The sequence below is a fragment of the Mesorhizobium sp. NPDC059054 genome (assembly GCF_042739215.1).
Taxonomy (GTDB): Bacteria; Pseudomonadota; Alphaproteobacteria; order Rhizobiales; family Rhizobiaceae; genus Mesorhizobium.
This window is the reverse complement of record NZ_JBHYHV010000009.1, coordinates 152,127-178,553: the sequence shown is the minus strand read 5'-3', so window position 1 is coordinate 178,553 and position 26,427 is coordinate 152,127. Positions and strand designations below refer to the sequence as shown.

25 protein-coding genes are annotated in these 26,427 nt (G+C 62.5%); 6 read left to right on the top strand and 19 right to left on the bottom strand.

Going from position 1 to position 26,427, the window contains the following annotated elements; genetic code table 11:
* Together ACFWXH_RS30070 and ACFWXH_RS30065 are read left to right on the top strand one after the other, a co-directional pair.
* Positions 1-123, top strand: a 123-nt coding sequence (locus tag ACFWXH_RS30070) for a formate--tetrahydrofolate ligase (protein ID WP_379125091.1), incomplete at its 5' end; no start/stop codon positions are given.
* A 102-nt stretch (positions 124-225) separates the two neighbouring features.
* Complete coding sequence (locus tag ACFWXH_RS30065; protein ID WP_379125086.1) at positions 226-618, top strand: group II truncated hemoglobin; 393 nt, start codon at positions 226-228, stop codon at positions 616-618.
* Between the two features lie 27 nt (positions 619-645).
* On the opposite strand, the gene ACFWXH_RS30060 is transcribed toward ACFWXH_RS30065, so the two are convergent.
* The 9 genes from ACFWXH_RS30060 to ACFWXH_RS30020 form a co-directional block, all read right to left on the bottom strand.
* Entirely contained in the window at positions 646-1,416 is a 771-nt protein-coding gene (locus ACFWXH_RS30060; RefSeq protein ID WP_379125085.1) for an isocitrate lyase/phosphoenolpyruvate mutase family protein, read from the bottom strand.
* Positions 1,417-1,560: 144 nt separating this feature from the next.
* Positions 1,561-2,190, bottom strand: coding sequence for a sarcosine oxidase subunit gamma (locus ACFWXH_RS30055; protein ID WP_379125084.1), 630 nt, complete (start codon positions 2,188-2,190; stop codon positions 1,561-1,563).
* A complete protein-coding gene (locus tag ACFWXH_RS30050; protein ID WP_379125083.1) occupies positions 2,183-5,245 on the bottom strand; it encodes a sarcosine oxidase subunit alpha in 3,063 nt (1,020 codons plus the stop codon). The genes ACFWXH_RS30055 and ACFWXH_RS30050 overlap by 8 nt, the downstream gene beginning before the upstream one ends.
* Positions 5,242-5,556, bottom strand: coding sequence for a sarcosine oxidase subunit delta (locus tag ACFWXH_RS30045; RefSeq protein WP_379125082.1), 315 nt, complete (start codon positions 5,554-5,556; stop codon positions 5,242-5,244). The genes ACFWXH_RS30050 and ACFWXH_RS30045 overlap by 4 nt, the downstream gene beginning before the upstream one ends.
* Before the next feature lie 16 nt (positions 5,557-5,572).
* A complete protein-coding gene (locus tag ACFWXH_RS30040) occupies positions 5,573-6,826 on the bottom strand; it encodes a sarcosine oxidase subunit beta family protein (protein ID WP_379125081.1) in 1,254 nt (417 codons plus the stop codon).
* An 84-nt stretch (positions 6,827-6,910) separates the two neighbouring features.
* Complete coding sequence (glnT, locus tag ACFWXH_RS30035; RefSeq protein ID WP_054308526.1) at positions 6,911-8,248, bottom strand: type III glutamate--ammonia ligase; 1,338 nt, start codon at positions 8,246-8,248, stop codon at positions 6,911-6,913.
* A gap of 51 nt (positions 8,249-8,299) precedes the next feature.
* Entirely contained in the window at positions 8,300-9,628 is a 1,329-nt protein-coding gene (locus ACFWXH_RS30030) for an FMN-binding glutamate synthase family protein (protein WP_054308525.1), read from the bottom strand.
* A gap of 12 nt (positions 9,629-9,640) precedes the next feature.
* Positions 9,641-10,378: a protein GlxC gene (locus ACFWXH_RS30025; protein ID WP_379125079.1), complete on the bottom strand. Its 738-nt coding sequence runs from the start codon at positions 10,376-10,378 to the stop codon at positions 9,641-9,643.
* Positions 10,379-10,382: 4 nt separating this feature from the next.
* Positions 10,383-11,279 carry a glutamine amidotransferase family protein gene (locus ACFWXH_RS30020; protein WP_379125078.1) on the bottom strand — a complete coding sequence of 299 codons (897 nt, stop codon included), beginning with the start codon at positions 11,277-11,279 and terminating at the stop codon, positions 10,383-10,385.
* A 302-nt stretch (positions 11,280-11,581) separates the two neighbouring features.
* Between ACFWXH_RS30020 and ACFWXH_RS30015 the strand changes: the two genes are divergently transcribed.
* From ACFWXH_RS30015 to ACFWXH_RS30000, 4 genes are all read left to right on the top strand, one after another.
* Positions 11,582-12,715: an aminomethyltransferase family protein gene (locus ACFWXH_RS30015; RefSeq protein ID WP_054308522.1), complete on the top strand. Its 1,134-nt coding sequence runs from the start codon at positions 11,582-11,584 to the stop codon at positions 12,713-12,715.
* Between the two features lie 13 nt (positions 12,716-12,728).
* Positions 12,729-13,328 carry a dimethylamine monooxygenase subunit DmmA family protein gene (locus ACFWXH_RS30010; protein ID WP_054308521.1) on the top strand — a complete coding sequence of 200 codons (600 nt, stop codon included), beginning with the start codon at positions 12,729-12,731 and terminating at the stop codon, positions 13,326-13,328.
* Entirely contained in the window at positions 13,325-14,290 is a 966-nt protein-coding gene (locus tag ACFWXH_RS30005) for a PDR/VanB family oxidoreductase (protein ID WP_054308520.1), read from the top strand. Before ACFWXH_RS30010 ends, ACFWXH_RS30005 begins: the two co-directional genes overlap by 4 nt.
* Positions 14,291-14,436: 146 nt before the next feature.
* On the top strand, positions 14,437-15,477 hold the full coding sequence (locus ACFWXH_RS30000; RefSeq protein ID WP_379125077.1) for a DUF3445 domain-containing protein: 1,041 nt from the start codon (positions 14,437-14,439) through the stop codon (positions 15,475-15,477).
* 40 nt (positions 15,478-15,517) lie between these two features.
* On the opposite strand, the gene ACFWXH_RS29995 is transcribed toward ACFWXH_RS30000, so the two are convergent.
* From ACFWXH_RS29995 to ACFWXH_RS29950, 10 genes are all read right to left on the bottom strand, one after another.
* Positions 15,518-16,243: a helix-turn-helix domain-containing protein gene (locus ACFWXH_RS29995; RefSeq protein WP_379125075.1), complete on the bottom strand. Its 726-nt coding sequence runs from the start codon at positions 16,241-16,243 to the stop codon at positions 15,518-15,520.
* Positions 16,244-16,415: 172 nt separating this feature from the next.
* On the bottom strand, positions 16,416-17,384 hold the full coding sequence (locus ACFWXH_RS29990; RefSeq protein WP_379125074.1) for a 2-hydroxyacid dehydrogenase: 969 nt from the start codon (positions 17,382-17,384) through the stop codon (positions 16,416-16,418).
* Positions 17,385-17,459: 75 nt separating this feature from the next.
* The gene (sucD, locus tag ACFWXH_RS29985; protein ID WP_054308516.1) at positions 17,460-18,359 is read right to left on the bottom strand and encodes a succinate--CoA ligase subunit alpha; all 900 of its coding nucleotides are present in this window, start codon (positions 18,357-18,359) and stop codon (positions 17,460-17,462) included.
* 11 nt (positions 18,360-18,370) lie between these two features.
* Positions 18,371-19,555, bottom strand: a complete 1,185-nt coding sequence (locus ACFWXH_RS29980; protein ID WP_054308515.1) for a malate--CoA ligase subunit beta — start codon at positions 19,553-19,555, stop codon at positions 18,371-18,373.
* A 13-nt stretch (positions 19,556-19,568) separates the two neighbouring features.
* Positions 19,569-20,534: an HpcH/HpaI aldolase/citrate lyase family protein gene (locus ACFWXH_RS29975; RefSeq protein WP_379125073.1), complete on the bottom strand. Its 966-nt coding sequence runs from the start codon at positions 20,532-20,534 to the stop codon at positions 19,569-19,571.
* 25 nt (positions 20,535-20,559) lie between these two features.
* Positions 20,560-21,750, bottom strand: a complete 1,191-nt coding sequence (locus ACFWXH_RS29970; protein ID WP_379125072.1) for an aminotransferase class V-fold PLP-dependent enzyme — start codon at positions 21,748-21,750, stop codon at positions 20,560-20,562.
* A 278-nt stretch (positions 21,751-22,028) separates the two neighbouring features.
* Complete coding sequence (locus ACFWXH_RS29965) at positions 22,029-23,543, bottom strand: aldehyde dehydrogenase family protein (RefSeq protein ID WP_379125071.1); 1,515 nt, start codon at positions 23,541-23,543, stop codon at positions 22,029-22,031.
* A 187-nt stretch (positions 23,544-23,730) separates the two neighbouring features.
* Positions 23,731-25,002 (bottom strand): RNA polymerase sigma factor, encoded by a 1,272-nt coding sequence (locus ACFWXH_RS29960; RefSeq protein WP_379125070.1) that lies wholly within the window; start codon positions 25,000-25,002, stop codon positions 23,731-23,733.
* A complete protein-coding gene (locus ACFWXH_RS29955; RefSeq protein ID WP_054308510.1) occupies positions 24,999-25,373 on the bottom strand; it encodes a YciI family protein in 375 nt (124 codons plus the stop codon). The genes ACFWXH_RS29960 and ACFWXH_RS29955 overlap by 4 nt, the downstream gene beginning before the upstream one ends.
* A 179-nt stretch (positions 25,374-25,552) precedes the next feature.
* Positions 25,553-26,425, bottom strand: coding sequence for a transglutaminase N-terminal domain-containing protein (locus tag ACFWXH_RS29950; RefSeq protein ID WP_379125069.1), 873 nt, complete (start codon positions 26,423-26,425; stop codon positions 25,553-25,555).
* Between the last annotated feature and the right edge of the window lie 2 nt (positions 26,426-26,427).

The following is a 26,427-nucleotide window of genomic DNA, read 5'->3' as shown; positions in this document are numbered from 1 at the left end:
GCCGGTGCCGGCTTCGTCGTCATCATCTGCGGCGAGGTCATGACCATGCCCGGCCTGCCCTCCAAGCCATCGTCGGAGAAGATCTTCCTCAACGATCAGGGCCAGATCGAAGGGTTGTTCTAAAGGGAACGGCAGTGGGGCAGTAAGGGAATAGGGCAGTAGCAGCCCAACCTTGCTGCCCTACTCCCCCAATGCCTTACTGCCCTGCTAAGGAGCCTCGGCCAGATGACGGAGAAGCTCTCACTTTACGAAGCCATCGGCGCTAATGATGGCCTGAACAGACTTGTCCAGGCTTTCTACGACATCATCGAACAGGACGAGGATGCGCAGGAACTGCACCTCCTCCACCGCCGCGGCCATGGCGTTGCCCATTCCCGCATCGAGCAGTTCGATTATCTCTCCGGCTTTCTCGGCGGCCCCCAACACTATGTGCAAAGGCACGGCCACTCGCGGCTACGCGAGATCCACGAGCATGTTCCGATCGGTCCGGAGATGCGCGACCTCTGGTTGAAATGCATGACCAAGGCTGTGGCCGTAGCCGGCATTGTCGAGCCGACTGCCAGCCGGCTCATGCAGCATCTGACGCGGGCAGCCGAAATTGCCCGCAACCAGGACTAAAGCAATTCCGGGCGCTTTTCCTAGTAGCTAGCCGGAAATCGCGGCACGCGCCTGCTCTTCCAGCCACGCCACCATCTTGCGGTAGGGCACCGGCCCGTGGCTGATGCGGGCGACACCGAGCTCCGCCAGCTTCTGGCGCGGCGGCACATGCGCCAGCGCGATGATGTTGACCGGCAGCGCAACTGCCTTGCACAGTTTTTCGATCAACGCCGGGTCGCCGAGGCCGGGCGCGAAGAAACCGTGTGCGCCTGCCTTCTCGTAGGCTGCGGCACGCGTGATCGCCTGCTCGACCAGTGCGTCGCTGTGTTCTTCAGGCTTGGCTTTCAGGAAGATGTCGGTACGGGCATTGATGAAGGCCGGCACGCCGCTTGCCTTGACCGCATCCGCGGCCGCCTTGATGCGCTCGACCTGCACGGCGATCTCATAGAGACCGCCACCGCCGACGATCTGGTCTTCGAAATTGAATCCGACCGCGCCGGCCTCGATCGCCTGCGTCATGGTAGCCGCCACGGTCGCTGGCGCCGGTCCATAGCCGCTTTCGAGATCCATCGTCGCCGGCAGCTCCACTGAAGCGGCAATGCGACGGAAGTTGTCCAGCGCTAGGGCCAGCGGGATCTTCTCGCCGTCCGGATAGCCGAATGCCGCCGCAACCGGCCAACTGCCGGTCGCCAGCGCCTTGGCACCGGCCTTGACGACAGCCTGAGCGCTGCCAGGGTCCCAGACATTGAAAAGCACCACCGGGTCGCCTTTGACGTGAAGGGCATGGAAAGCACGCGCGCGTTCGATCTGGTCGCTCATGGATTTGCCTTGTGCAGGATGTCGGACTGCGGCGACCCTAACGCTCGCCTCGCAGCCGCGCCATGGCACAGATCGACCATGCTGACATATCCAACCAGCCGATGGAAAGCCGTTGATAGCGCAAAGCGCAGTCGCTACCCCGGATCAGGATAGCGGCGTACGGGTCGCTTCAACGCCATATTCCGCTGCAGCATCGGCAAGTGTGTGCCAAAGGCTGTCGGCGAAACTGGTGAAGACCAGCAGACTGTAGACCGGGCTACCGTTCGCGGCATCAGGTCCACGCCACAGATTGACGCCGGTGTGGTCGATCGACGTGGCGGCAGCCACTCCAATCGGAAATACCGCGTCGTGCAGATCGATTGACGACACTTTGGCGAGCGCGTCGCGTGCCCTGGTGCCCGACAACTGGATCAGGCAGCGCCCACCGGACTGATCGCTGAGAGACGCTGTCCCACCGAAGATGGCAGCCAGCGGCGGGACCGGATCAGGTACACTTCCGGCGCTGAGCACAAAGAACTGATCCGGACCGGTCCATATCAGCGTCGCACCTTTGCCGACGACGGCCGCGGGCCTCTCCGGCGGTAGCGCACCCCAGGCCTTTTTGGCCGCCTTCGCGACATTGGCGACCTGCCCACGTCGCGCCATCACCTGCACCAGGCTGAAGTCGCTGATTTCGGCCATGGCAATGCCGGCATCGCCGGATGCCAGACCGATACGACCCGGCGCAAATGCCTTGCGCAGCGGTGACCGCGCTTCCCAGGAATACTCAGCCACGCTGGCGTCCTCCCTCCGGATCGTAGAAGACCGGGCTGGTGATCTCGACCTCCATGTCCTCGCCCCGCAACGGATCGTAAGCTCGCACGATCTCGCCATGGCGTTCGCGTCCCCGTTCGACCAGCGCCAGAGCGATCCAGTGACCGAGCATCGGCGAATAACAGACCGAAGTCAGATAGCCTTGGTCCGTGTCGGGACCGGGAGCAGCGCCCTTCGGGATGATGTGCGCGCCCGAGCGGAGCCTGTTGGCCTTGTTGACCGGCTTGATGCCGACCACCACCTGCCGGTCGGGCGCGATCAGCGCCTCGCGTCCGGCCATGGCGCGGCCGATATAGTCCTTTTTCTTCGACATCATCTTGCCGAGGCCGAGATCGTCGGCAGTCGTGGTGCCGCTGAGCTCGGGGCCAGCGACGTGGCCCTTTTCGATGCGCATCACACCCAGTGCTTCCGTTCCGTAGGGCGTGACGTCGAATTCCGCGCCCGCACGCATGAGGTTCTCTGCCATGGCTTCGCCGTAGCGTGCCGGCACACCGATTTCGAACGCCATCTCGCCGGAGAAGGAGATACGGTAAAGCCGTGCCCGCATGCCGCCGCGCAAGGCCACTTCGCGGACGCCCATGAAAGGAAAACCTTCATTCGAGAGGTCTTCTGACGGATCGCAGAGGTTCTTCAGAAGATCGCGCGTATTCGGACCGGCGATCGAGAACTGTGCCCACTGATCGGTGACCGAAGTCAGTTGCACGTCGAGTTCGGGCCACAATACCTGCCGGCAGAATTCGAGATGCTGCATCGCCGGCCCGGCCTTGGCCGTGGTGGTGGTGAGGAAATAGTGGTCCTCGGCCAGCCGCGACGTGGTGCCGTCGTCATAGACCAGTCCGTCCTCGCGCAGCATCAGCCCATAGCGGGCCTTGCCGACGGCAAGACTGGAGAAGGTGTTGATGTAGAGACGGTCGAGGAAGGTACCGGCATCCGGACCGCGCACATCGACCTTGCCCAGCGTCGAGACATCGCAGAAGCCGACGCCGTTGCGTACGGCCAGCACCTCGCGCGTCACCGATTCCAGCCAGTCCTTCTCGCCGGCAACCGGATACCACTGCGCGCGCTTCCACAGGCCGGTGTCGACGAACACGGCGCCACGCGCAGCCGCCCAGTGATGCGACGGCGTCAGACGCCATGCGTGGAAATTCTCGTCGCGATGATGTCCGGCCAGCGCGCCGATCGCAACCGGCGCATAAGGTGGCCGATAGATCGTGGTGCCAGTATCTGCAATGTCCCGCCCCGTCGCCTCGGCCATGAGGGCAAGTCCGTTGACGTTGGACAGCTTGCCCTGGTCCGTCGCCATGCCGAGTGTCGTGTAACGCTTCAGATGCTCGACGCTTTCGAACCCTTCGCGTTGCGCCAGCTTCACATCGGAAGCGGTCACGTCGTGCTGGAAGTCGACGAAGGCCTTGCCGCCTTCGACATGCCACAGCGGCTTGATGGCAAAACCTTCGTCGTCGCCTCGGGGCACCTCTCCAGCCATGCCCTTGGAGCCGCAGTCTTTTGCAGCAACAGCGCCGGCCGCGTGCCCCTCACGCAGACAGGCGGCGAGCGAGAAATCACCACCGGCCGCGCCCACCATGACCATGCCGGGAGGGCACTGTCCGGGCACAAAAGCCGCGATGTCATCACGCCAGGCTGGCCTGCCACGCTGGAACGACGACAATGCCACATTCGGGTTCCAGCCGCCCGACATGGCCAGGCAGTCGGCCTCGATCTGCTGCGTACGCCCGCCGCCATCGCGCACGACGATGCCGCGCACGCCGTCGACACCGCCATTCACCTCGCTCACGACGCCACTCAGTAGCCTCAGATTGAGTCCACGATAACCCTCGGGAACCACACCTCGACTGTCGATCACCCCAGCGACGGCACCCCCGGCACGCTGCACGGCTTCGGCCGTGCGCCAGCCGTCGTCATTGTTGGTGAAGAGCGCGACCTGCCTGCCGGGCATCGCCGCGAAACGGTTGATGTAGCTGCGCACGGCGGACGCCATCATCACGCCGGGCCTGTCATTACCGGGGAAGACGAGCGGACGCTCGATCGCGCCGGCAGCGACGACGGCGTGCTTGGCGACAATGCGCCAGAGCCGCTGGCGCGGCTGGTGTGCAGGCGGCACCGCGACATGATCGTTGACGCGCTCGAGTGCGCCGTAGGTCCCGCCGTCATAGACGCCGAAGACAGCGGTGCGGGTCATGATGCGGATATTCGTCAGACCGGCTATTTCCCGCTGCGCGTCCGCCAGCCATTCCGCCACCGGCTTGCCGTCGATCTCGCCAGTCTCGGAGAGAAGCCGGCCACCGAGACGGCTGTCCTCTTCCGCCAGGATGACTCGTGCGCCGGTGCGGCCCGCGGCAAGCGCGGCGGCGAGACCGGCCGGGCCGCTGCCCACCACAAGCACGTCACAATGCGCCCAGGCCTTTTCGTAATGATCCGGATCGGCTTCGCCTGAAGCCTTGCCGAGACCGGCGGCGCGGCGGATGGCCGGCTCATAGAGCTTTTCCCACAGCTTCGCCGGCCACATGAAGGTCTTGTAGTAAAAACCGGCGACGAAGATCGGCGAGAACAGCGAGTTCACCGCCATGACATCGTGGCGCAGCGAGGGCCAGCGGTTCTGGCTCTGCGCCGCAAGCCCGTCATAAAGCTCGGCCGTCGTGGCGCGTGTGTTGGGTTCGCGGCGCGCACCGCCGCGCAATTCGACCAGCGCGTTCGGCTCCTCCGCTCCGGCGGTCAGGATGCCGCGCGGTCGATGATATTTGAACGAACGGCCGACCAGCTTGACGCCATTTGCCACCAGCGCCGAAGCCAGCGTGTCGCCGGCGAAGCCGACCATCTTCTTGCCGTCGAAGGTAAAGCCGAGCGGGTGCTTGCGATCGATCTGGCCACCGCTCGACAAGCGGTGCGATTGCGTGCCTGCGGGAGCGGATCGCGACTGCCGTGAATCGGCAGCGGGATTCTCGTTGAAGGCGAGCGGTGCGGCATCGCCGGAAATCCGGCCAGTTCTGGTCCCGCTCATGATATCGCGCCTGCCTTGGCCGGCTTCTGCGCACCCGCGCCGGGTGCCGCGCGCACGGCCTTGATTTCATGTGTTGTCGTGTTGCGGGTAACGGTCAGCCAGGAACGGCAGCCACCGCCGTGATACCAGCGTTCGTCCATGTCGCCGGCGATGTTGTCGCGCAGATAGACATAGTCGAAGAACAGGTCCTGGGCATCCGGCTGCTCGGCTCCGTCGGCAGCGAAGGCCAACGGCCGCTTCGGCGCCGCGTCGCCGAGATAGGTGAACTCTCCGAGCTCGCGTTCTCCGCAGAATGGGCATGCTATGCGCATGGCGCCTTACTCGCTTTCAATGCAGGTTGGGTTGGGCGCCCTGGCCCTTCTCGTCGATCATCGCGCCGCGCCGGAAGCGGTCGAGCCGGAAGCGTTTCGCTTCCTCGTGCGGCTCGTCGCGGGCGAGCAGATGGGCAAAGACCAGCCCGGAGGCCGGCGTTGCCTTGAAGCCGCCGTAGCACCAGCCGGCATTGAGATAGAGCCCGTCGATCGGCGTCCTGTCGATGATCGGCGTGCCGTCCATCGACATGTCCATGATGCCACCCCATTGCCGCAGCAGACGCACCCGCCCGATCATCGGCATCAACGCCATGCCGCCTTCGCAGACATCCTCCATCACCGGCATGTTGCCGCGCTGGGCATAGGAATTGTAACCGTCGAGATCGCCGCCGAAGACAAGGCCGCCCTTGTCGGACTGGCTGACATAGAAATGGCCGGCCCCGAATGTGATGACGCCGGGGATAAGCGGCTTGATCGCCTCGGACACGAAAGCCTGCAGCACATGGCTTTCGATCGGCAGGCGCATGCCGGCCATCGCCGCGACGCGAGAGGTGCTGCCGGCCACCGCCATGCCGACCTTGCCGGCGCCGATCGTACCGCGCGCCGTTTCGACGCCGGTGATCTTGCCGTTCTGGTCACGCGCGAAGCCGGTCACCTCGCAGTTCTGGATGATGTCGACGCCGAAGGAATCGGCGGCGCGCGCATAACCCCACACGACGGCGTCGTGGCGGGCCGTGCCGGCCCGGGGCTGCCACAGCCCCCCCATCACCGGGAAGCGGGCGTTGTTGTAGTTCAGGAACGGCAACACCTTGCGGATCTGCTCGCCGTCGAGCAATTCCGCGTCGATGCCGTTGATGCGCATGACGTTGCCGCGCCGGGCGAAGGCATCGCGCTGCGCATCCGAGTGATAGAGGTTGATGATGCCGCGCTGGCTCACCATGGTGTTGTAGTTGAGGTCCTGCTCCTGCCGCTCCCACAGCTTCATCGAAAGCTCGTAGAAGCCGGTATTGCCGGGCAGCATATAGTTGGAGCGGATAATGGTGGTGTTGCGGCCGGCGTTGCCGGATCCGATCGAGCCCTTCTCGAGCACCGCGACATTGCGGATGCCGTATTCCTTGGCGAGATAATAAGCGGTGGCCAGTCCATGACCGCCGCCGCCGACGATCACCACATCATAGTGTTTCTTCGGCTGAGGGTCGCGCCAGGCGCGCGTCCAGCCCTTGTGGCCTGAAAGCGCCGCCTTGGCGAGCGAGAAGATCGAGTACCGCATTTCGGTCCGTTCTGGCCTTGTCCAAGAGCGTTTTCAAGGAAACGCGGAAACGCTCTAACTCTTTGTTTTTACGCAATTCAACGACTACACGTCCAGTGTGTGGTCGCGCTCCCACTGGGTGAAATGCGAAGCGTAGGAATTCCACTCCAGCTGCTTCAGCCGGATGAAGGCGGCCGAGAATTCCTCGCCCATCGCCGCCTTCAGCGATGTGTCCTTGTCATATTCGCGCAGCGCATCGAGGAGGTTGAGCGGCAGCTTGGCACCATGCGTGACGGTATGGCCGTCCTTGTACATGTCGATGTCGCTGCGCGGGCCGGGATCGGCCTTGCTCTTCATGCCGTCGAGGCCGGCAGCGATGATCACCGCCTGCATCAGGTATGGATTGGCGGCGCCGTCGGGCAGGCGAAGCTCGAAGCGGCCGGGACCCGGCACACGCACCATGTGCGTGCGGTTGTTGCCGGTCCAGGTCACGGTGTTCGGTGCCCAGGTCGCGCCGGAAACCGTGCGTGGCGCATTGATGCGCTTGTAGGAATTGACGGTCGGGTTGCAGATGGCGGCGAGCGCCGAAGCATGTTTCATGATGCCGCCAAGGAAGTGGCGGCCCTGCTCGGAAAGCCCGAGTTCCATGCTCTTGTCGGCGAAGGCATTGGTCTTGCCGCCGAGATCCCAGACCGAGATATGCGCATGACAGCCGTTGCCGGTCAGGCCCTGGAATGGCTTCGGCATGAAGGTGGCGCGCAGACCGTGCTTTTCGGCGATCGACTTCACCATGAACTTGAAGAAGGAGTGCTTGTCGGCGGTCGCCAGCACATCATCGTAGGCCCAGTTCATCTCGAACTGGCCGTTCGCATCCTCGTGATCGTTCTGGTAGGGCTCCCAGTTCAGCGACAGCATCGCGTCGCAGATTTCGGCGATCACGTCATAGCGGCGCATCACCGCCTGCTGGTCGTAGCAAGATTTGGCAGCGGTATCGTATTCGTCGGAGATTTGCTTGCCGTCCGGCGTCGTCAGGAAGAATTCGGGCTCGACGCCGGTCTTCACGCGGATGCCGAATTCGGCGGCTTCCGAAACCAGCCGCTTCAGCGTATTGCGCGGCGCCTGCGCCACGCTTTTGCCTTCCATCAGGCAGTCCGAAGCCAGCCAGGCAACCTCCGGCTTCCACGGCAGCTGGATGACCGAGTCCGGGTCCGGCACTGCCAGCATGTCGGGATGCGCGGGCGTCAGATCCAGCCAAGTGGCAAAGCCGGCAAAGCCGGCTCCGTCCTTCTGCATGTCCGATATCGCCTGTGCAGGCACCAGCTTGGCGCGCTGGCCGCCAAACAGGTCCGTGTAGGAGATCATGAAATATTTGACGTTACGCGCCCGGGCGAAATCCTTCAGCTCTGCGGTAACTGCCGTGCTGGCCTCGAAATTGGTTCCCATTGTTTTCCCCTGGGTTGTTCTTCTTGTTGTTTGGTTGATCGAAGAAATTGCCTAGAAGCTGCCCTTTCCCGGTATCCAGCCGGTGCCGGCGAGCGGAACGCCAGCCATGGCCGCGGATTCGATTGTCAGGGCGCAGAGATCCTCCGGCTCCAGGTTGTGTACGTGATTTTTGCCGCAGGCGCGGGCGATCGTCTGTGCCTCCAGCGTCATCACTTTGAGATAATTCGCCAGACGCCGGCCGGCGGCGATCGGATCGACACGCTTCATCAGCTCTGCGTCCTGGGTGGTGATGCCGGCGGGATCCTTGCCCTCGTGCCAGTCGTCATAGGCACCAGCCGTGGTACCGAGCTTCTGGTATTCGTCTTCCCAGCGCGGATCGTTGTCGCCCAGCGCGATCAGCGCGGCCGTACCGATCGAGACCGCATCGGCGCCCAGCGCCAGTGCCTTGGCCACATCGGCGCCATTGCGGATACCGCCGGAGACGATGAGCTGCACCTTGCGATGCATGCCGAGATCCTGCAGCGCCTTCACTGCAGGCCGAATGCAGGCGAGCGTCGGCTGGCCGACATGTTCGATGAACACTTCCTGCGTTGCCGCAGTGCCGCCCTGCATGCCGTCGAGCACCACCACGTCTGCGCCCGCCTTCACGGCAAGAGCCGTGTCGTAGTAGGGTCGCGCGCCGCCGACCTTCACATAGATCGGTTTCTCCCAGTCGGTGATCTCGCGCAGTTCCAGGATCTTGATTTCGAGATCGTCCGGGCCGGTCCAATCGGGATGACGGCAGGCCGAGCGCTGGTCGATGCCCTTGGGCAGCGTGCGCATCTCAGCGACGCGGTCGGAAATCTTCTGGCCGAGCAGCATGCCGCCGCCGCCAGGCTTGGCGCCCTGCCCGACAACGATCTCGATCGCGTCGGCACGGCGCAGATCACGCGGGTTCATGCCGTAGCGCGACGGCAGGTACTGATAGACGAGTGTCTGCGAATGGCCGCGCTCTTCCTCCGTCATGCCGCCGTCGCCGGTGGTCGTCGAGGTGCCGGCGATCGTCGCCCCACGGCCGAGCGCTTCTTTGGCCGGTCCCGACAGCGAGCCGAAGCTCATGCCGGCAATGGTGATCGGGATCTTCAGTTCGATCGGCTTCTTCGCATGACGGGCGCCCAGTACGACGCTGGTGTCGCAACGCTCGCGGTAACCTTCCAGCGGATAGCGCGAGATCGAAGCGCCGAGAAACAGCAGGTCGTCGAAATGCGGCAGCTTGCGCTTGGCGCCGGAGCCGCGGATGTCATAGATGCCTGTCGCCGCCGCACGGCGGATCTCCGACATCGTATAGTCATCGAACGTAGCCGACCTGCGAGGCGTCGTCGGAGGATTATGATATGTCATTTAGGCGTCCCCTCAGTACGCGTCGGCGTTGTCGATATTGAAGTTGTAGAGCGTACGGGCCGATCCGTAGCGTGTGAATTCTTCCGGCTTGACGTCGGTGATGCCGGCACGGTCGAGCAGCTCCGCGAGCTTGGCGATATGCTCCGGCCGCATTTCCTTCTTGATGCAGTCGGCGCCGAGGCTTTTGACTGAGCCGCGCACGAACAGACGCGCTTCATAGATGGAATCACCCAGCGCATCGCCTGCGTCGCCGAGCACGACGAGGTTGCCGGATTGCGCCATGAAGGCCGACATGTGGCCGACATTGCCGCGCACGACGATGTCGATGCCTTTCATCGAGATGCCGCAGCGCGACGAGGCATTGCCCTCGATGACCAGCAGTCCGCCACGGCCGGTCGCGCCGGCGTACTGGCTGGCGTCACCCTTCACCGTGATCTGGCCCGACATCATGTTTTCGCCGACGCCCGGCCCCGCAGAACCGTGCACGGTGATGCTGGCCTTGTCGTTCATGCCGCCACAGTAATAGCCGACGCTGCCGCGAACCTCGACGGCGATAGGCTGTGCGACACCGGCGGCCACGGCGTGGCTGCCCTTCGGGTTGATCACTTCCCAGCTCGGCTCGTCGGACGCATCCGTCACCTGATGCAAAGCAAGGTTGAGTTCACGCAGCGGTGCTGCGTCGAGGTCGAAGACGCGCGGCGCATAGTTGACTTCGCGCTGAGGCGACTTGGCGAGAGTGGTCACGTTCATCGGCTCAGTGCTCCCAGAAATAGACGGTTGACGGCTCCGGCTCCCATACCTTGGCATCCTCGATACCAGGCAACTTGGCCAGCGCGCGATATTCGGAGCCGAAAGCGACGTAGCGATCGGTCTCGGCAAGCACGGCCGGCTTGCACGCGATGGCATCACGCACCACCCCGAAACCGTTCTTGGTGCCGACCACGAAGGTGAAAAAGCCGTCCAGATCGTTCACGCTGCTTTCCAGTGCCTGGCCGAGATTCTGGCCATGCGCGATTTTGGAGGACAGATAGGCGGCTGCCACCTCGGTGTCGTTCTCGGTTTCGAACTTCATTCCTTCACGGACCAGTTCGCGCCGCAGATTGTTATGGTTGGACAGAGAGCCATTGTGCACCAGGCACTCGTCCGGGCCGGTCGAGAAGGGATGCGCGCCGAGCGTGGTGACGGCGGATTCGGTTGCCATGCGGGTGTGGCCGATGCCGTGGGTGCCGGTCATCTTGGTCACGTCGAAGCGCTTCACGACATCGACCGGCAGACCGACTTCCTTGTAGATCTCAATGGCTTCGCCGGCGCCCATGATGCGCACGGAGGGACGAAGTTCCGCAATGGCTTCGCGTGCAGCCTCGACCTTGTCGGCCGGCACATCGATCACCGCGTGAGTGGATTTGGCAAGCAGCTTCACCTTGGCGTCGATCTTTTTGCCGAGATCGGCTTCCAGGCCCGCAAAATCCGTCTCCGGCGAGGGTGACTGGATCGTAACCTTGGCCTTACCCTTGGTGGACGCGCCGTAGACCGCGATGCCCGCGCTGTCGGGGCCACGGTCGGTCAGCATCACCAGCATTTCAGAAAGCATGGCGCCGAGTTGCGGCTCCAATGTCTTGTCCTTCAAGAACAGTCCCACAATTCCGCACACGACGTTACCTCCAATGGCAGCGGTCCGATGATTGAACGCTAGCAGCTTTGAAAATCGAATTCAACTGCTATGAATGTTTTTTTCCCTACAGAAAAGTCCCGTTCCATGCCTCGCCGCGGAACCGAGACCTCACGGGAGGACTAAAGTCGGAACCAGGGAAAGTTGCCTATCAGTAATATTTCTTGCACAAAGATATTGCCCAGACGACGGAATTCGAGTCAATATGTGTCTGGCGAATGCGCGGGCCGATAAGAAAAGAATGGCCGCATTTCAAAGGTACCCTTGAGGAGAAGGATTCCCACATGACTGCTTCCTGGCGTTTCTCGACTTTGGCCGACCGTCATCGCGCCCTGGGCTCCAAGCTAGAAGACTGGAGCGGCATGGGCACGGCCTGGAGCTATGACAAGGACGCCGACGAAGAATATGTCGCCATCCGCACCAAGGCCGGCCTGATGGACGTTTCGGGCCTGAAGAAGGTCCATATCACCGGCCCGCATGCCTCCCATCTCATAGATCTGTGCACGACGCGCGATGTCGAGAAGATCTATCCGGGCAAGTCGGTCTATGCCTGCATGCTCAACGAGGCCGGAAAATTCACCGACGATTGCGTCGTCTATCGCATCAGCACCAATTCATGGATGGTCGTGCACGGTTCGGGTACCGGCCATGAAGAACTGACCCGGGCATCCATCGGCCGCGACGTCTCGGTTCGTTTCGATGACAATTTGCATGACCTGTCGCTGCAGGGTCCGACGGCCGTCGACTACCTGGCCAAACATGTGCCCGGCATCCGCGACCTCAACTATTTCCACCACATGCAGACCCAGCTTTTCGGCCTGCCGGTGATGATTTCGCGCACCGGTTATACCGGCGAGCGCGGTTATGAGATCTTCTGCCGCGGCCAGGATGCCGGGACGATCTGGGATCGCATCCTCGAAGAAGGTAAGAGCGACGGCATCATACCGTGCCGCTTCACCACGCTCGACATGCTTCGCGTCGAGAGCTACCTGCTCTTCTATCCATACGACAATTCGCAGAAATACCCCTTCGAGAACGAAGGACCTGGCGATACCCTGTGGGAACTTGGGCTGGACTTCACGGTCAGCCCCGGCAAGACCGGCTTCCGCGGCGCCGAGGAGCACTATCGCCTCAAAGGCAAGGAGCGGTTCAAGATTTTCGGCGTCGTGCTGGAAGGCACCAAGCCTGCGGACGAAGGCGCGCCGATCTATCGCGACGGCAAGAAGGTCGGTGTCGTCACCTGCGCGATGTATTCACCGCTGGTGAAAAAATCGATGGGCATCGCCCGCCTCGATGTGGATTGCGCCATCATCGGCACGCCCCTCGAGGTCCGCAATGCATCTGGATCGGTGAAGGCAACCGCGCAGGCGTTGCCATTCGACGATCCGAAGAAGCTGAAGCGTACGGCGAAAGGCTGATCCATTGGACGGGATGCCGGCAAAGACGATCCTCAGTCGCCCGGTCTACGGAACCCTGTCGCCCCAGACCGGCAAGAACCATCTCTTCGTCGCGGACGCCGAAGGTGCGTCCGCGATCCTCGACCTGGCGAAGAAAGCACCGGATGGTTTCTTCGCCGGTGCGCACATCATGTTCATTCCGGAGACAAGCCGGAGCCAGTTTCAGGCACCGCTCAGGGCCTTGAAACCGGCTCAGTTCTACGAGGGCCCTTCCATCGCGGCAGCCCTCCCGCGTCTCAGACAGACTCTCGCCAACGCGCATATGGGGCTACGCATCTATCTCGCGGGAACGGAAGGGCTCATCGGCCAGGCCATGCAGGTGGCGCTGGAAGCGGGCATTGACCATTCCTCGATCCAGACCGAACATCGCGGCTCCTGGGCACGCCGGGTGCAGTGCGTCCACTGCAAGGGCATCACCGAGAACGTCACCACGCAGCCGGCCACCTGCGCCCATTGCGGCCTGTTGCTTCTGGTGCGCGATCATTATTCGCGCCGCCTGGCAGCCTTCCAGGGGGTGTGCATCAACGCCGAGGATCCGAGCGAGATCCCTCAGAAAGAGGAGATTTTCCGGTGAGCGCAGGAACCACGAAACTGAACGTCACCGTGACCGACGTGGTCGCGGTCAACGAACTGGTGAAGCGCTTTCATTTCGAGCGCAGCGACGGCGGCGACCTGCCGACCTTTTCCGGCGGCGCGCACGTCGTGGTGGAAATGCGTGACGGCGACAAATCGCGACTGAACCCCTACTCGCTGATGAGTTCGCCGCACAACACGCGCGACTACACGATCAGCGTGCGTCGCGATGATTCCGGTCGTGGCGGCTCGCTGTTCATGCACAACCGCGTCAAGCGCGGCATGGAGATGGTGATCTCCTATCCGGTCAATCTGTTCTCGCTCGACCTCAGGGCCAGGAAACATCTGCTGCTGGCGGGCGGCATCGGCATCACGCCCTTCATGGCTCAGACCGCGCAGCTCGCCGGCGAAGGCGGCAATTTCGAACTGCACTACACTTGCCGCACGCCGGCGCTCGGCACCTATGCCGATGTTTTGCGTGATCGCTACGGCAAGCGGGTCAACATCTACTACGACGATACCAATGAGCGGCTGCCGCTCGAACGTCTTCTGACCTCGCAGCCGCTTGGCACCCATCTTTATGTCTGCGGTCCCGCCGGCATGATCCGTTGGGTACGGGAGACGGCAGCAGCTCATGGCTGGCCGGACGAAACCGTCCACTACGAACACTTCGCCGCGCCGCAACCCGGCTTACCCTTCGATGTCACGCTGGCGCTCAGCAAGATGCAGATCAGCGTCGGCGAAGAACAGAGCCTGCTCGAGGCGATGGAAGCCGCCGGCATCGATCCACCCTATCTGTGCCGCGGCGGGGTCTGCGGCCAGTGCGAGACCAATGTCGTCTCCTATGACGGGACGTTCAGACACAACGACCACTGGCTGACCGAAGCCGAGCACTGCTCAGGCAAGAAGATCATGCCTTGCGTGTCACGCTTCGAGGGCAAGTCGCTCGTGCTCGAGCGCTGAGCATGATCCCGAACCGAAGGTCAGCGAAGCAAAAAGTTGCAGACTTTTCGGACAAGGATCATGCGGCAAAATGAAGAGATAGAGCGGAGTATCGCTCCATCTCAGGCGCATTCCGCTCCAGCGGTCCGAACCACAGGGAGGAACCTATGGGTATCAATTTCAGGAAAGAGACGTTCCGCGACGATTTCACTTTCAGGAACAGCCCGGAATTCATCCGGCGGTTTCCGTTCCCGTTCCACGAAGACGCTTACATGTATGCGGTCAACATCGAACCGCATGTGCAGGGCCCGAAAGGCACGGTCTTCGAGAACCTCATCGATGTCGATGAGCACTACGTCTCCGAGATGCAGGACCGTGCCAAGGTGCTGGCCGAAGATCCGCTGCGCTGCCAGTCGCTGCCGCATATGACGCTGGCCGGCTGGGACCTGCTCGAACTTTTGATGACCGAGCAGGCCAAGGGTTATCCTGAGCATTTCACATTGACCCGCGACGGCGATCGCTGGCGCTGGATCAATCGGCCGCTGGGCGTCGACGACACCTTCACCTTCGGCGACCTTTCCACCCTGCCCTATGGGCCGATGGAATACATCACGCGCCAGAGTCAGGGGGATTTCTGCATCCTCGACCAGCGCGACGGCAATCTGTGGATGGATGCCGGCATGGTCACCACCCAGGCCGACTGGTCGCTCGATTTCGACATCGGCATGAACTTCTTCGAGTGGCACGCGCCTGTGCCGCTGGCGCATGAAAAAGGCATTTTTACCCGGGCGCTGAAGTTCCTCACCAACATCCAGCAAGGCAAGCCCGCACGGCGGTTGAACTGGACAATGACCATCAACCCGCGCCTCGACACCAGCCCGGAAAACTATCACAAATGGGGACCGGACCGGACCACCGTCACGCCGGATAATGTCGGCGACAAAGTGCATCTGCGGGTCGAGTTGCAGAGCTTCTGGCGCTTGCCGCGCTCCAACGCGTTGGTCTTCCCGATCCGCTGCTATCTGATCAAGATGGAGGAACTGGTGACGGTGCCGAAATGGGCACGTCGCTTCCATCGCGTCCTACGTGACCTGCCGAACGAACTGGTCGAATACAAGGGCCTCACCCGCTATCGGCCGGCCGTCATCGAATGGCTGTCGAAATATGACGACGGAGCCCCCACCTCGCCCGGTTTCACCCCGGATTAGATTCCGGCGATGTCCCTGCAATAGCGCGCCGAAAGGCGCGCTATTCGCTTCCCGATCCCTGCCTGTAGGAAATGATCGACAGATAACGGATCGGCAGTTTCGTCAGTTCATCCGGTCCATGCGGGGCGTCCGCGTCGAAGAACAGGCTGTCGCCGGGCAGCATCCGGTAAAGATTGCTGCCGTGGCGATAAACCACCTCGCCCTCCAGCATGTAGAGAAATTCCATGCCGTCATGCTGGAAGGCTGGAAAGACATCCGAGTCTTCCGTCAGCGTGATGAGATAGGGCTCGACCGTCACACCCGCTGTATTCGAGCTGATATAACCAAGCAGATTGTACTGGTGGCCGGCGCGGGTACCGCGCCTTTCGACGTCGACACCTTCGCCAGCCTTTACAAAGACCGCATTGCGGTCTTCCTCGAAGCGCCGGAAGAAAGAACTGAGCGGCACGCCAAGTGCGCGCGACAATGCCTGCAAGGTTGTCAGCGAAGGTGATGTAATACCGTTCTCGATCTTCGACAGCATACCAAGTGAAATATTGGTCGTCGCGGCAAGGTCGGCGACGGTTATGCCGAGTTTCTTCCGGAATGCGCGCACTTCGTGGCCAATGGCGACTTCAAGAACCTTTTCCCGCGTATCACGGACTGCATGCGGATCCTGATGCAGCGGCGCTGCCTTGAGCTGTGTGGAAGCCGAGTCCTTCTTGGACGTTTTCGCCGCCTTGGTAGCGGCACTGGCGCCCTTACCCTCCTTGACAGACTTGTCCATTATATACCCCCGAAACTTCGCGTGTTCACCATAGGTAAACATATTCACCCTTTGGTTCAAGTCCAAAGGATGGATGTGGCGAAGTGTGCGGAGATCGGAGAAAACCAATCCGCTTAGGTCGGTGGATTAGACAAGAGCTTGCGCTCGCAACCTCTGTTGAAATGGATCGCGATCAGACAACGCGATCAGGAATAGCCTCCCCTGCAAAGAAGGCGGTGATGTTGTCGACCACTTTCATTCCCATGGCGACACGGGTCTCTTCGGTGGCGCTGCCGAGATGCGGCAACAGCACGGTGTTCTCCAGCCTGATCAGTCGTTCCGGCACCTGCGGTTCCTGAGCGAAGACGTCGAGCCCCGCGCCTGCGATCACGCCGCCCTCCAGCGCATCGGCCAGCGCGGTCTCGTCGACCACGTCGCCGCGCGCCGTGTTGATCAGGAAGGCGCTCTTCTTCATGCGTGCAAGCCGCTCGGCATTGATCAGGTTGCGGTTTTCGGCGCCGCCGGGGCAATGCAGAGAGACAAAATCGGCCTGTTCCAGGACCGCCTCGATCGAAGGCAGTTGCGTCGCGCCCATCGCACGCGTCTCCTCGTCGTCCACGCGGGATCGATTGAAGAAGATCACCTTCATGCCGAAGCCGAAATGCGCCCGACGAGCCATTGCCTTGCCGATGCGGCCCATGCCGATGATGCCGATCGTCTTGCCGGTCACCTTGGCGCCGATCATGTGGGTCGGGCACCAGCCTTGCCACTCGCCGGCGCGAAGCTGACGTTCGCCCTCACCGGTGCGGCGGGCAACGGCAAGCAACAGGCTCATCGCGATATCGGCGGTACAATCGGTGAGCACGCCCGGCGTATTGGTCACCACAATGCCACGTCGTTTCGCCGTCTCGACATCGATGTGGCTGAAGCCGACGCCGAAATTGCCGATGATCTTGGCTCGGGGCTGCTCGTCAGGGAAAACCTCGGCCGGCAGCTTGTCGCTGACGGTCGGCAGCACGGCATCGAAATTCAGCAAGGCTGCCTTGAGCTGCGTGGCCGTGAACGGAATGTCGCCCGCATTGAGGGTGGTATCGAAGCGCTCGGCCAGCACCTGTTCGACGGCGGCCGGCCACTTCCGGGTCACGATCACGCGTGGCTTCATTATCTGCTCCTGCTTGGCATGGCTGGGGCGGCACCGGGACCGGCACCGCCCCTCAAGACGATTGCGTCGACCTGTTTAGGCTGCTTTGCGCTGCTCATCCAGCACGCCGGCGACGGTTGGCCCGAAAGAGGCCGGCGTGGCTACGATAGTAACACCGGCATCACGCAGGATCTCGACCTTCTCCTGCGCGGATTCACCGAAGGCGGAGATGATGGCGCCCGCATGGCCCATGCGCTTGCCCTTCGGCGCCGACAGGCCGGCGATGTAGGCAATCAGCGGTTTCTTCATATTGGTCTTGGCCCATTCGGCAGCCTCCGCCTCCTGCGGCCCGCCGATCTCGCCAATCATCACCACTGCATCCGTCTCATCGTCATTCTCGAACAATTCGAGGATGTCTTTGAAAGATGAGCCGTTGATCGGATCGCCACCGATGCCCACGCTGGTCGACACCCCGATACCCAGCGCCTTCATCTGCGAAGCGGCTTCATAACCCAGCGTACCCGAGCGACCGACGATGCCGACGCGGCCAGGCAAATAGATCGAACCCGGCATAATTCCCATCAACGCCTGTCCCGGCGTGATGACGCCGGCGCAGTTCGGGCCAATCAGCGTCATGCGGTCCTCGCGGCGATAGCGCAGCATGTAGCGCTTCACCCGCATCATGTCCTGCGAAGGAATGCCGTCGGTGATGCAGACGCAGAGTTTGATGCCTGCATCCGCGGCCTCCATGATCGAGTCTGCCGCAAAGGGCGGCGGCACGAACACGATGCTGGCTTCCGCGCCGGTCTCGCGCACCGCGCCCTTGACCGTGTTGAACACCGGAATGCCCTGCTGAGACTGTCCGCCTTTTCCAGGCGTCACGCCGCCGACGACGTTGGTGCCATAGCGCTTCATGTCCTCGGCATGGAAGGAACCGATCTTGCCGGTGAGTCCCTGGACGATGACCTTCGTGTTGCGATTAAGCAGAACTGACATCTTGTCCTCCCTCAGCTGGCTTTCTTGAGTGTTGACTGGTGCATCGCCGCGACCGCCTTCTCGGCGGCTTCGGCAAGCGTGTCGGCGACGATGATCGATTGACCCGACGCACTCAGGATGCGGCGGCCTTCCTCGACATTGGTGCCTGCCAGCCGCACCACCAGGGGCACGTTGACGCCAACCTCGTGAATCGCCTTCAGAACGCCTTCAGCCACCCAGTCGCAGCGGTTGATGCCAGCGAAGATGTTGACCAGGATGGTCTCGACATTCTTGTCGGCCAGCACGGCACGGAATGCCTTGGCGACACGTTCCGGCGAAGCGCCGCCGCCAATGTCCAGGAAGTTGGCGGGCTCACCGCCGGCGATCTTGATCATGTCCATCGTCGCCATGGCGAGCCCGGCACCGTTGATGATGCAACCGATATTGCCTTCCAGCCCGACATAGGAGAGGCCGCGATCACTGGCGAAGGTCTCGCGCGGATCTTCCTGCGACTTGTCGCGCAATTCCGAAATCTCGGGCCGGCGGAACAGCGCGTTCTCGTCGAACGACATCTTGGCATCGAGTGCCATCAGACTGCCGTCGCGCGTCACCACCAGCGGGTTGATCTCCAGCATCGAGGCGTCATAGTCGCGGAATACCTGGTAGCAACCCATGATGGTGTCGGTCGCCTTGCCGATCAGGCTGTTCTCCAGCCCGAGCCCAAACGCGATCTCGCGCGCCTGGAATTGCTGCATGCCGACGCCCGGGTCGACAATGGCGCGGATGATCGAATCCGGCTGACGCTCGGCGATCTCCTCGATCTCCATGCCACCCGAGGCGGAGGCCACGATCATCACCCGCTCCGCTTTGCGGTCGAGCACGAAGCCGAGATAGATTTCCTGGCGGATGTCGACGGTTTCCTCGATATAGAGGCGCGAGACCAGCTTGCCGCGTGGCCCGGTCTGGTGCGTCACCAGCTTGCGCCCAAGCATCGCTTCCGCTGCGTCGGACACTTCCTTGTCGGATTTGCAGATGCGGATGCCGCCGGCCTTGCCGCGCGCACCGGAATGGATCTGGGCTTTCACCACCCACTTGTCGCCACCGATCTCACGCGTGCGATAGGCCGCCTGTTCGGGGCTGTAGGCGAGCCCACCGCGCGGAATGTGGACCGAATGGCGTGAAAGCAGTTCCTTGGCCTGGTATTCATGAATATCCATGTCGAACTCCTCCTCAGTTCGGCAGCGGCTGGCGCGAACGCGCCGACTGCTCGATTGCTTCGTGCGTCACCAGAACGTTGCGGGCCATGCGCTCGGAAGCGGCATCGATCATCTTGCCATCCAGTGCGGCCGCGCCCTTGCCCTGCTCTTCCGCTTCCTTCAGCACCTCGATGATGCGCTTGGCGCGGGTGACTTCCTTCTCCGGCGGCGAGAACACCGCATTGGCAAGCTCGATCTGCGAGGGATGGATCGCCCACTTTCCTTCGATGCCGAGAGCTGCGGCGCGGCGAGCGGCAGCCATGTATCCATCCGGATCCGAGAAATCGCCGAACGGGCCGTCAATGGCGCGCAGGCCGTAGGCACGGCAGGCAACCGTCATGCGCGACAGTGCAAAATGCCACTGGTCGCCTGGATAGTCGGGATTGAGTCCACCGATGTTGACGGTGCGCGCCTTGCAGCTCGCGGCATAGTCGGCGACGCCGAAATGCAGAGCTTCCAGCCGTCCGCCGAAAGCCGCGATCGCCTCGACATTGGCCATACCGAGCGCCGTTTCGATCAGTGCCTCCAGGCCGACACGGGTCTTGTAGCCCTTGGCCATCTCGATCTGGTTGACCATCGCTTCGACCATATAGAGGTCGGCCGGCACGCCGACCTTGGGAACCAGGATCGTATCCAGCCGATCGCCGGCCTGTTCCATGATGTCGACGACGTCGCGGTACATGTAGTGCGTGTCGAGGCCGTTGATGCGCACCGACACGGTCTTGCCCTTGGCGCGCCAGTCGATGTCGTTCAACGCCTCGACGATGTTGCGGCGCGCCCGCTCCTTGTCGGGTGGCGCGACCGCATCCTCGATATCGAGGAAGATGAAGTCGGCAGCGCTTGCCGCCGCCTTGGTGATCATCTCCGGATTGGAGCCCGGAACCGCAAGCTCGGAACGCTGCAGGCGCAGCTTGCGCAGGTGGTTGATCGTATGGCTCATCGCAGGTCTCCTCCCTGACCGGAGTTTAAGCGGCCTTGGCGACAGCAGCCGGCTCGGCCAGGCGGAAGTGCTCGAGCGCCGCTCCGACACCTGAGCCCGGAGCCAGCTTCACGCCGCAGTCGCGCAACGCCATTTCAGCGGCCGACAGCGCACCGCACACCATCACCTCGTTCAGCCAGCCGAGATGGCCGATGCGGAACACCTTGCCAGCGACCTTGTTCAGGCCGACGCCGAGCGAGGTCTGGTATTTGTGATAGGCGCGCTTCACCACTTCCGCGCTGTCGATGCCTTCCGGCACATAGACGGCGCTCACCGTGTCGGAATGCCACTTGCGCTCCTTGGCGCAGAGTTTCAGGCCCCAGGCATCGACTGCCTTGCGCACGCCTTCGGCGAGATGATGGTGGCGGGCGAAGATCGCCTCCAGCCCTTCCGCCTCGATCAGGTCAAGCGAGACGCGCAGGCCGCGCAGCAGCTGGGTTGCCGGCGTGTAGGGGAAGTAGCCGGTGTCGTTGGCGCGAATCATGTCCTCGAAGGAGAAGTAGCAACGCCGGCCCTTTGCCGTCTTGGCGGCAGTAAGCGCCTTCTGGCTGACCGACAGGAAGCCGAGACCAGCCGGCAGCATGAAGCCCTTCTGCGAACCGCTGACGGCGCAGTCGACACCCCATTCTTCCTGGCGGAAATCGATCGAACCGATCGACGACACGCCATCGACAAAGAGCAATGCCGGGTGGCCAGCGGCATCCAGCGCCTTGCGCACGCCGGCGACATCGCTGGTCACGCCCGTCGCCGTCTCATTGTGCGTGCAGAACACCGCCTTGATGCGATGTTCCTTGTCGGCCGCAAGCCGCTCGGCGTAGATCTCGACCGGTACTCCGATACCCCATTCCACATCCACGACATCGACGTCGAGTTCCAGCCGTTCGGCCATGTCGACCCACAGATGCGAGAACTGGCCAAAGCGCGACATCAGCACGCGGTCGCCGGGGTTCAGCGTGTTGGTGATGCCCGATTCCCAGGCACCGGTTCCCGACGATGGGTAGATGAAGACGCGGCCAGTCTCGTTCTTGAACACCTGCTTCAGCCCCTCGAACAGGCCGAGCGTCAGTTGTGGAAAGGTCGAGGCGCGCATGTCTTCCATCGCCAGGTTCATGGCCTGCCGGACGGCTTCCGGAACGTTGGTCGGCCCAGGGACGAAGAGATGCGTAAAACCAGCCATGATGATCCTCCCGATCTGTCTGCGCCGGCTTCAAAGGAGACCGGCAGGCATTCGGCGGGTTCCGCCGTGGGAAGAATAATCTTTTCCTGGTCAATTCCTCACAACACCTGCCAAGGTGGAACCTTCCGCCATCAAGCGTCGGGCCAAACCTGCCTGCCGGGTAGGCAAAGCCCCACCCCGGATAGGTCGGGCGCTACCCGGAACGCATCTCTGTCGAAATAAAGAAAAACGGCGGACCGAGGCCCGCCGTTCGTTAAAAGTCGGAATTGGGAAAGCGATCAATCGATGTCGAACGACACGCCCTGCGCCAACGGCAGCGCCTTGGAGTAGTTCACGGTATTGGTGGCACGGCGCATATAGGCCTTCCACGCATCCGAACCGCTCTCACGACCACCGCCGGTTTCCTTCTCGCCACCGAACGCACCGCCGATCTCGGCACCCGACGTGCCGATATTGACGTTGGCGATGCCGCAGTCCGAACCGTCGGCGCTGAGGAAACGTTCCGATTCCTGCAGGTCGCGCGTGAAGATCGACGACGACAGGCCGGCACCGACGGCGTTGTGCAGGTCGAGCACCGTATCGAAGTCTGAGTATTTCATCACGTAGAGGATGGGAGCGAAGGTCTCTTCCAGCACCGGGCCGGCCTGCTTCGGCATCTCCACCAGTGCCGGACGCACGTAATAGGCGTCCGCATGACCGTTCTCGACACGGGCGCCGCCAGTGACCTTGCCGCCATGCTCTCCGGCTTCCTTCAGCGCCTTCTGCATGCCGTCGAACGCCATCTTGTCGATCAGCGGACCGACCAGCGACGAGGTTTCGAGCGGGTTGCCGACCGAAACGCTCTCATAGGCCTTCTTCAGGCGGGGGACGATCTGATCGTAGACGCTCTCGTGCACGAACAGGCGGCGCAGCGTGGTGCAGCGCTGACCGGCGGTGCCCATGGCGCCAAAGGCAATGGCGCGCAGCGCCATGTCGAGATCGGCCGTCGGGCAGACGATGCCTGCATTGTTGCCGCCGAGCTCCAGAACGGCGCGCGCGAAACGCTTGGCCAGCCGCGGACCGACCTCGCGGCCCATGCGGGTCGAGCCGGTCGCCGAAACCAGCGGCACCTTCGGATGATCGACCAGCACTTCGCCGATCTCGCGCTCGCCGATCAGCACCTGGCTGAGCCCGGCCGGCGCATCGCCGCCGAAGCGCTTGACGGCGCGTGCGAAGATCGCCTCGCAGGCCAGTGCGGTGAGCGGGGTCTTCTCCGACGGCTTCCAAACCACGGCATCGCCACAGACCAGCGCAAGGGCTGCGTTCCACGACCACACCGCGACCGGGAAGTTGAAAGCCGAGATGACGCCGACGACACCGAGCGGATGCCAGGTTTCCATCATGCGATGGCCAGGACGTTCCGTGGCGATGGTCAGGCCGTACAATTGGCGCGAAAGGCCGACGGCGAAATCGCAGATATCGATCATTTCCTGGACTTCGCCGAGGCCCTCGGACGGGATCTTGCCGACCTCGATCGAAACCAGCCGGCCGAGCTCGGCCTTGTGGGCGCGCAGCTCTTCGCCCAGCAGGCGCACCAGTTCGCCACGCTTCGGACCCGGCACCAGACGCCAGGCCTTGAAAGCCTCATGCGCAGCGTCGATAGCCTTGTTCGCATCGGCCGCCGAGATCGTCTTCAACGCAGCAAGCTGCTCGCCGGTCACAGGGCTGCGCACCACAAGGTTCCCGCCCGAAAACACGTCCTTGGCAACGCCGAGTTTCGCGAGCAGATCGGTGGTTTCCTTCGCAATCGTCATCGTCTTCCCTTTCGAATATGTGCTGATATGGCGACAGCCAGGCCATCCGCCACCCCGCCGCTCCTCTGGCAGGTCTTTGGCGTGGCATTACCCGTTTCGCGCACAATCCGCCACCCCGGCATGGTCCAAGCCGGCAGCGCTGACCATTGATCCAGCGAAGAGGAGATCAAACTGAGCAGAAGGCGATCTAGCTCGCCTTTTCGGATTTGCCTTGCGTGGCTTCGGCCTTGAGCCGGTCAATATGCATGCGGATATGCGCGGCCTCGGCGGCCGTGTTGGCCAGCGCGATCGCTCTGTCGAAGGCGACGCGCGCCTCGTCGTGGCGGCCGAGTTTCATCAAAAGCCCACCCTTCAGGCCGAAGAAGTGGAAATAGCCGGAGAGCCGGTCCTCCAGCGGTTCGATCATGGCAAGCGCTTCCTCCGCTCCGCGGACCTTGGAAACTGCAACCGCGCGGTTCAGCGTCACCACCGGCGAAGGCTGCATGCTCTCAAGCAGGCTGTAGAGCAGGTCGATTTCCTGCCAGTCGGTGTCCTCGGCCTTGGGCGCCCGGGCATGCAAGGCTGCGATCGCAGCCTGCACCTGGTAGGGTCCGGGCTTGCGGTGACGCAAAGCCTTGTCGACGAGAGCCAACCCCTCCTCGATCATCTTGCCACTCCAGAGCTTCCGGTCCTGATCTTCCAGAAGCACGATCTCGCCATTGGCATCGAAGCGGGCCGGCGCACGGGCATGCTGCAGCAGCGTCAGAGCCAGAAGACCCATGACTTCCGGTTCCGTCTGGAACAGTCTCAACAGCAGTCGGCCAAGTCGGATCGCCTCCTCGCAAAGAGGTTCGCGCGCCTGTGCCTCTCCGCTGTTGGTGGAATAGCCTTCATTGAAGACGAGGTAGACCATCGCCATGACGGCAGCGAGGCGTTCCGACCGCTCGACCGCCCCGGGCGTCTCGAACGGCACGCCGGCATCGGCAATGCGTGCCTTGGCACGCGTGATACGCTGTTCCATCGCGCTTTCGCCAACCAGGAAGGCGCGGGCGATCTGCTTGACCGAAAGGCCGGAAACGATGCGCAGCGCCACGGCAATCTGCTGCGTGGGCGGCAGGTCCGGGTGGCAGCAGATGAACAGCAATCTCAAGATGTCGTCGCGATAATGTGCGCCATCCAGCCGCTCGGCGATGTCGGTCTCTGCATCCTCCAGGTCCGACACCTGGTCCTCATCCGGCATCGCCGTCTGCTTGCTTCTCTTGCGCACCGCGTCAATACCGCTGTTGCGGCCGACAAAGATCAGCCAGGCGGCAGGATCACGCGGCGGCCCGTTCTGCGGCCAATTCTTCAGGGCGCGCAGGCATGCGTCCTGGAATGCTTCTTCCGCCGTATCGAGATCGCGGAAATAGCGCAGCAACGCTCCCATGGCCTGCGGCCGCGCGGCGCTGATGACATTGCTGATCCAGGACAGGTCGCTCATGATTTTACCGTTGCAGGACTGAATATGGAAATGGGGCGGATCTCGTAGGAGCCGCCGCTGGGATTGACCTCTGAAAGCTCACGCGCGAATTGCAGGGCTTCATCGAGGTTCTCGACGTCGACCGTGTAGAAGCCGAGGAACTGTTCCTTGGTCTCGGCAAATGGTCCGTCGATGACGAGGGATTCGCCCTTTACCTTGCGCAGCGTTGTCGCGGCCGTCGTCGGCAACAGCCTGGCCACCGGGCCGAGCTTGTTGGCTTTCGCATATCTCTCCTGGACGTCGAGCAGCTTGACCATGACCGCGTCGTCCTGCTCCTTGGTCCAGGAGCCGACGACGTCTTCGGAAGCGTAGCAAAGAACTGCATAAAGCATGGTGGGCCCTTTCTGTCTCCGGAGCGTTTCCGTTTTTCACGGAAACGCCGTACGCAATACCGGACGGAAAGCCGCTGCGCATCTTTCCTGGAATTGCTTCAAGGACGAAAGAGTTAGGCGCTTCCCGACACCACGTCGATAAAAAATCCGTGATTTCTTTTCACGGCAACGATGCCGATTCAGGCCACCGGAACGACATCCACCGCCTGTGCGCCGGCCTGCCCGCCAGTGGTCTTGAGCACGCCGACGATCGGCGCGACATCGCCATAATCTCGGCCAAAGCCGACCGTGATATGGTCATTGGAGGCGCGCATCCCGTTGGTCGGGTCAAACTCCAGCCAGCCGGCCTCGCGGCCGCACCAGACCCGCACCCAGGCATGCATGGCATCCGCCCCCTCCAGCCGCTCCTGGCCAGCGGGCGGGATGGTGCGCAGGAAGCCGCTGACATAGCCCGCCGGAATGCCTAGCCCACGCAGGCTGGAAATCATGACATGCGAAAAATCCTGACAGACGCCACGTTTCAGCGCGAAGGCATCGGAAGCGCGCGTCTGCACGTCGGTCGCAGTACCGTCATAGGCGAAGTCGCGCCGGATGCGATTGCACAGGTCCATCGCGATCGTCGCCACCGAGCCATCGCCACTCTCACGAGCATAGGCTGTGATGGCGGGGTCAAGGTCTGCAAAATCGGTGGCTGCAAGAAAATGATGGGGCGAATCGGAATCGAGCGAGCGTACCGCCGCGGTTTCGCGAGCGAGCGCATCGATGCGTGGCGAAACGTCAAGCCCGGCTTCCGGCCGCGTCACGGAAACACGCGCGCTCATGCGCACATCCAGCGTCTGATGCGGCTCGCGGAAGGCGATCGCCGCCACACTCGAACCGAAGAAATCGTTGAAATCCGAGCGTTCACCAGGGGTCGGCGAGAAAGACAATGAAGCAGCCACGACGCGTTGGCGTTGGCCGAGATTTGACGGCAACACGCGCACCAGATGACGACCACCGCCGACGGCTGTCTCGTAGTCGTAGTGCAGGTTGAGGCGGATGTCGTAGAGCATCA

Bases quoted from the DNA above. Each gene is read 5' to 3' on its own strand.
- ACFWXH_RS30015 (WP_054308522.1), top strand. From the start codon at position 11,582: ATGACTGCTTCCTGGCGTTTCTCGACTTTGGCCGACCGTCATCGCGCC.
- ACFWXH_RS30025 (WP_379125079.1), bottom strand. From the start codon at position 10,378: ATGAACGTGACCACTCTCGCCAAGTCGCCTCAGCGCGAAGTCAACTAT.
- ACFWXH_RS30050 (WP_379125083.1), bottom strand. From the start codon at position 5,245: ATGAGCGGGACCAGAACTGGCCGGATTTCCGGCGATGCCGCACCGCTC.
- glnT (WP_054308526.1), bottom strand. From the start codon at position 8,248: ATGGGAACCAATTTCGAGGCCAGCACGGCAGTTACCGCAGAGCTGAAG.
- ACFWXH_RS29960 (WP_379125070.1), bottom strand. From the start codon at position 25,002: ATGAGCGACCTGTCCTGGATCAGCAATGTCATCAGCGCCGCGCGGCCG.
- ACFWXH_RS29990 (WP_379125074.1), bottom strand. From the start codon at position 17,384: ATGAAGCCACGCGTGATCGTGACCCGGAAGTGGCCGGCCGCCGTCGAA.
- ACFWXH_RS29950 (WP_379125069.1), bottom strand. From the start codon at position 26,425: ATGCTCTACGACATCCGCCTCAACCTGCACTACGACTACGAGACAGCC.
- ACFWXH_RS29970 (WP_379125072.1), bottom strand. From the start codon at position 21,750: ATGGCTGGTTTTACGCATCTCTTCGTCCCTGGGCCGACCAACGTTCCG.
- ACFWXH_RS30040 (WP_379125081.1), bottom strand. From the start codon at position 6,826: ATGCGGTACTCGATCTTCTCGCTCGCCAAGGCGGCGCTTTCAGGCCAC.
- ACFWXH_RS30000 (WP_379125077.1), top strand. From the start codon at position 14,437: ATGGGTATCAATTTCAGGAAAGAGACGTTCCGCGACGATTTCACTTTC.
- ACFWXH_RS30045 (WP_379125082.1), bottom strand. From the start codon at position 5,556: ATGCGCATAGCATGCCCATTCTGCGGAGAACGCGAGCTCGGAGAGTTC.
- ACFWXH_RS30030 (WP_054308525.1), bottom strand. From the start codon at position 9,628: ATGACATATCATAATCCTCCGACGACGCCTCGCAGGTCGGCTACGTTC.
- ACFWXH_RS30060 (WP_379125085.1), bottom strand. From the start codon at position 1,416: ATGAGCGACCAGATCGAACGCGCGCGTGCTTTCCATGCCCTTCACGTC.
- ACFWXH_RS29995 (WP_379125075.1), bottom strand. From the start codon at position 16,243: ATGGACAAGTCTGTCAAGGAGGGTAAGGGCGCCAGTGCCGCTACCAAG.
- ACFWXH_RS29955 (WP_054308510.1), bottom strand. From the start codon at position 25,373: ATGCTTTATGCAGTTCTTTGCTACGCTTCCGAAGACGTCGTCGGCTCC.
- ACFWXH_RS29980 (WP_054308515.1), bottom strand. From the start codon at position 19,555: ATGGATATTCATGAATACCAGGCCAAGGAACTGCTTTCACGCCATTCG.
- sucD (WP_054308516.1), bottom strand. From the start codon at position 18,359: ATGTCAGTTCTGCTTAATCGCAACACGAAGGTCATCGTCCAGGGACTC.
- ACFWXH_RS29975 (WP_379125073.1), bottom strand. From the start codon at position 20,534: ATGAGCCATACGATCAACCACCTGCGCAAGCTGCGCCTGCAGCGTTCC.
- ACFWXH_RS30010 (WP_054308521.1), top strand. From the start codon at position 12,729: ATGCCGGCAAAGACGATCCTCAGTCGCCCGGTCTACGGAACCCTGTCG.
- ACFWXH_RS30065 (WP_379125086.1), top strand. From the start codon at position 226: ATGACGGAGAAGCTCTCACTTTACGAAGCCATCGGCGCTAATGATGGC.
- ACFWXH_RS29965 (WP_379125071.1), bottom strand. From the start codon at position 23,543: ATGACGATTGCGAAGGAAACCACCGATCTGCTCGCGAAACTCGGCGTT.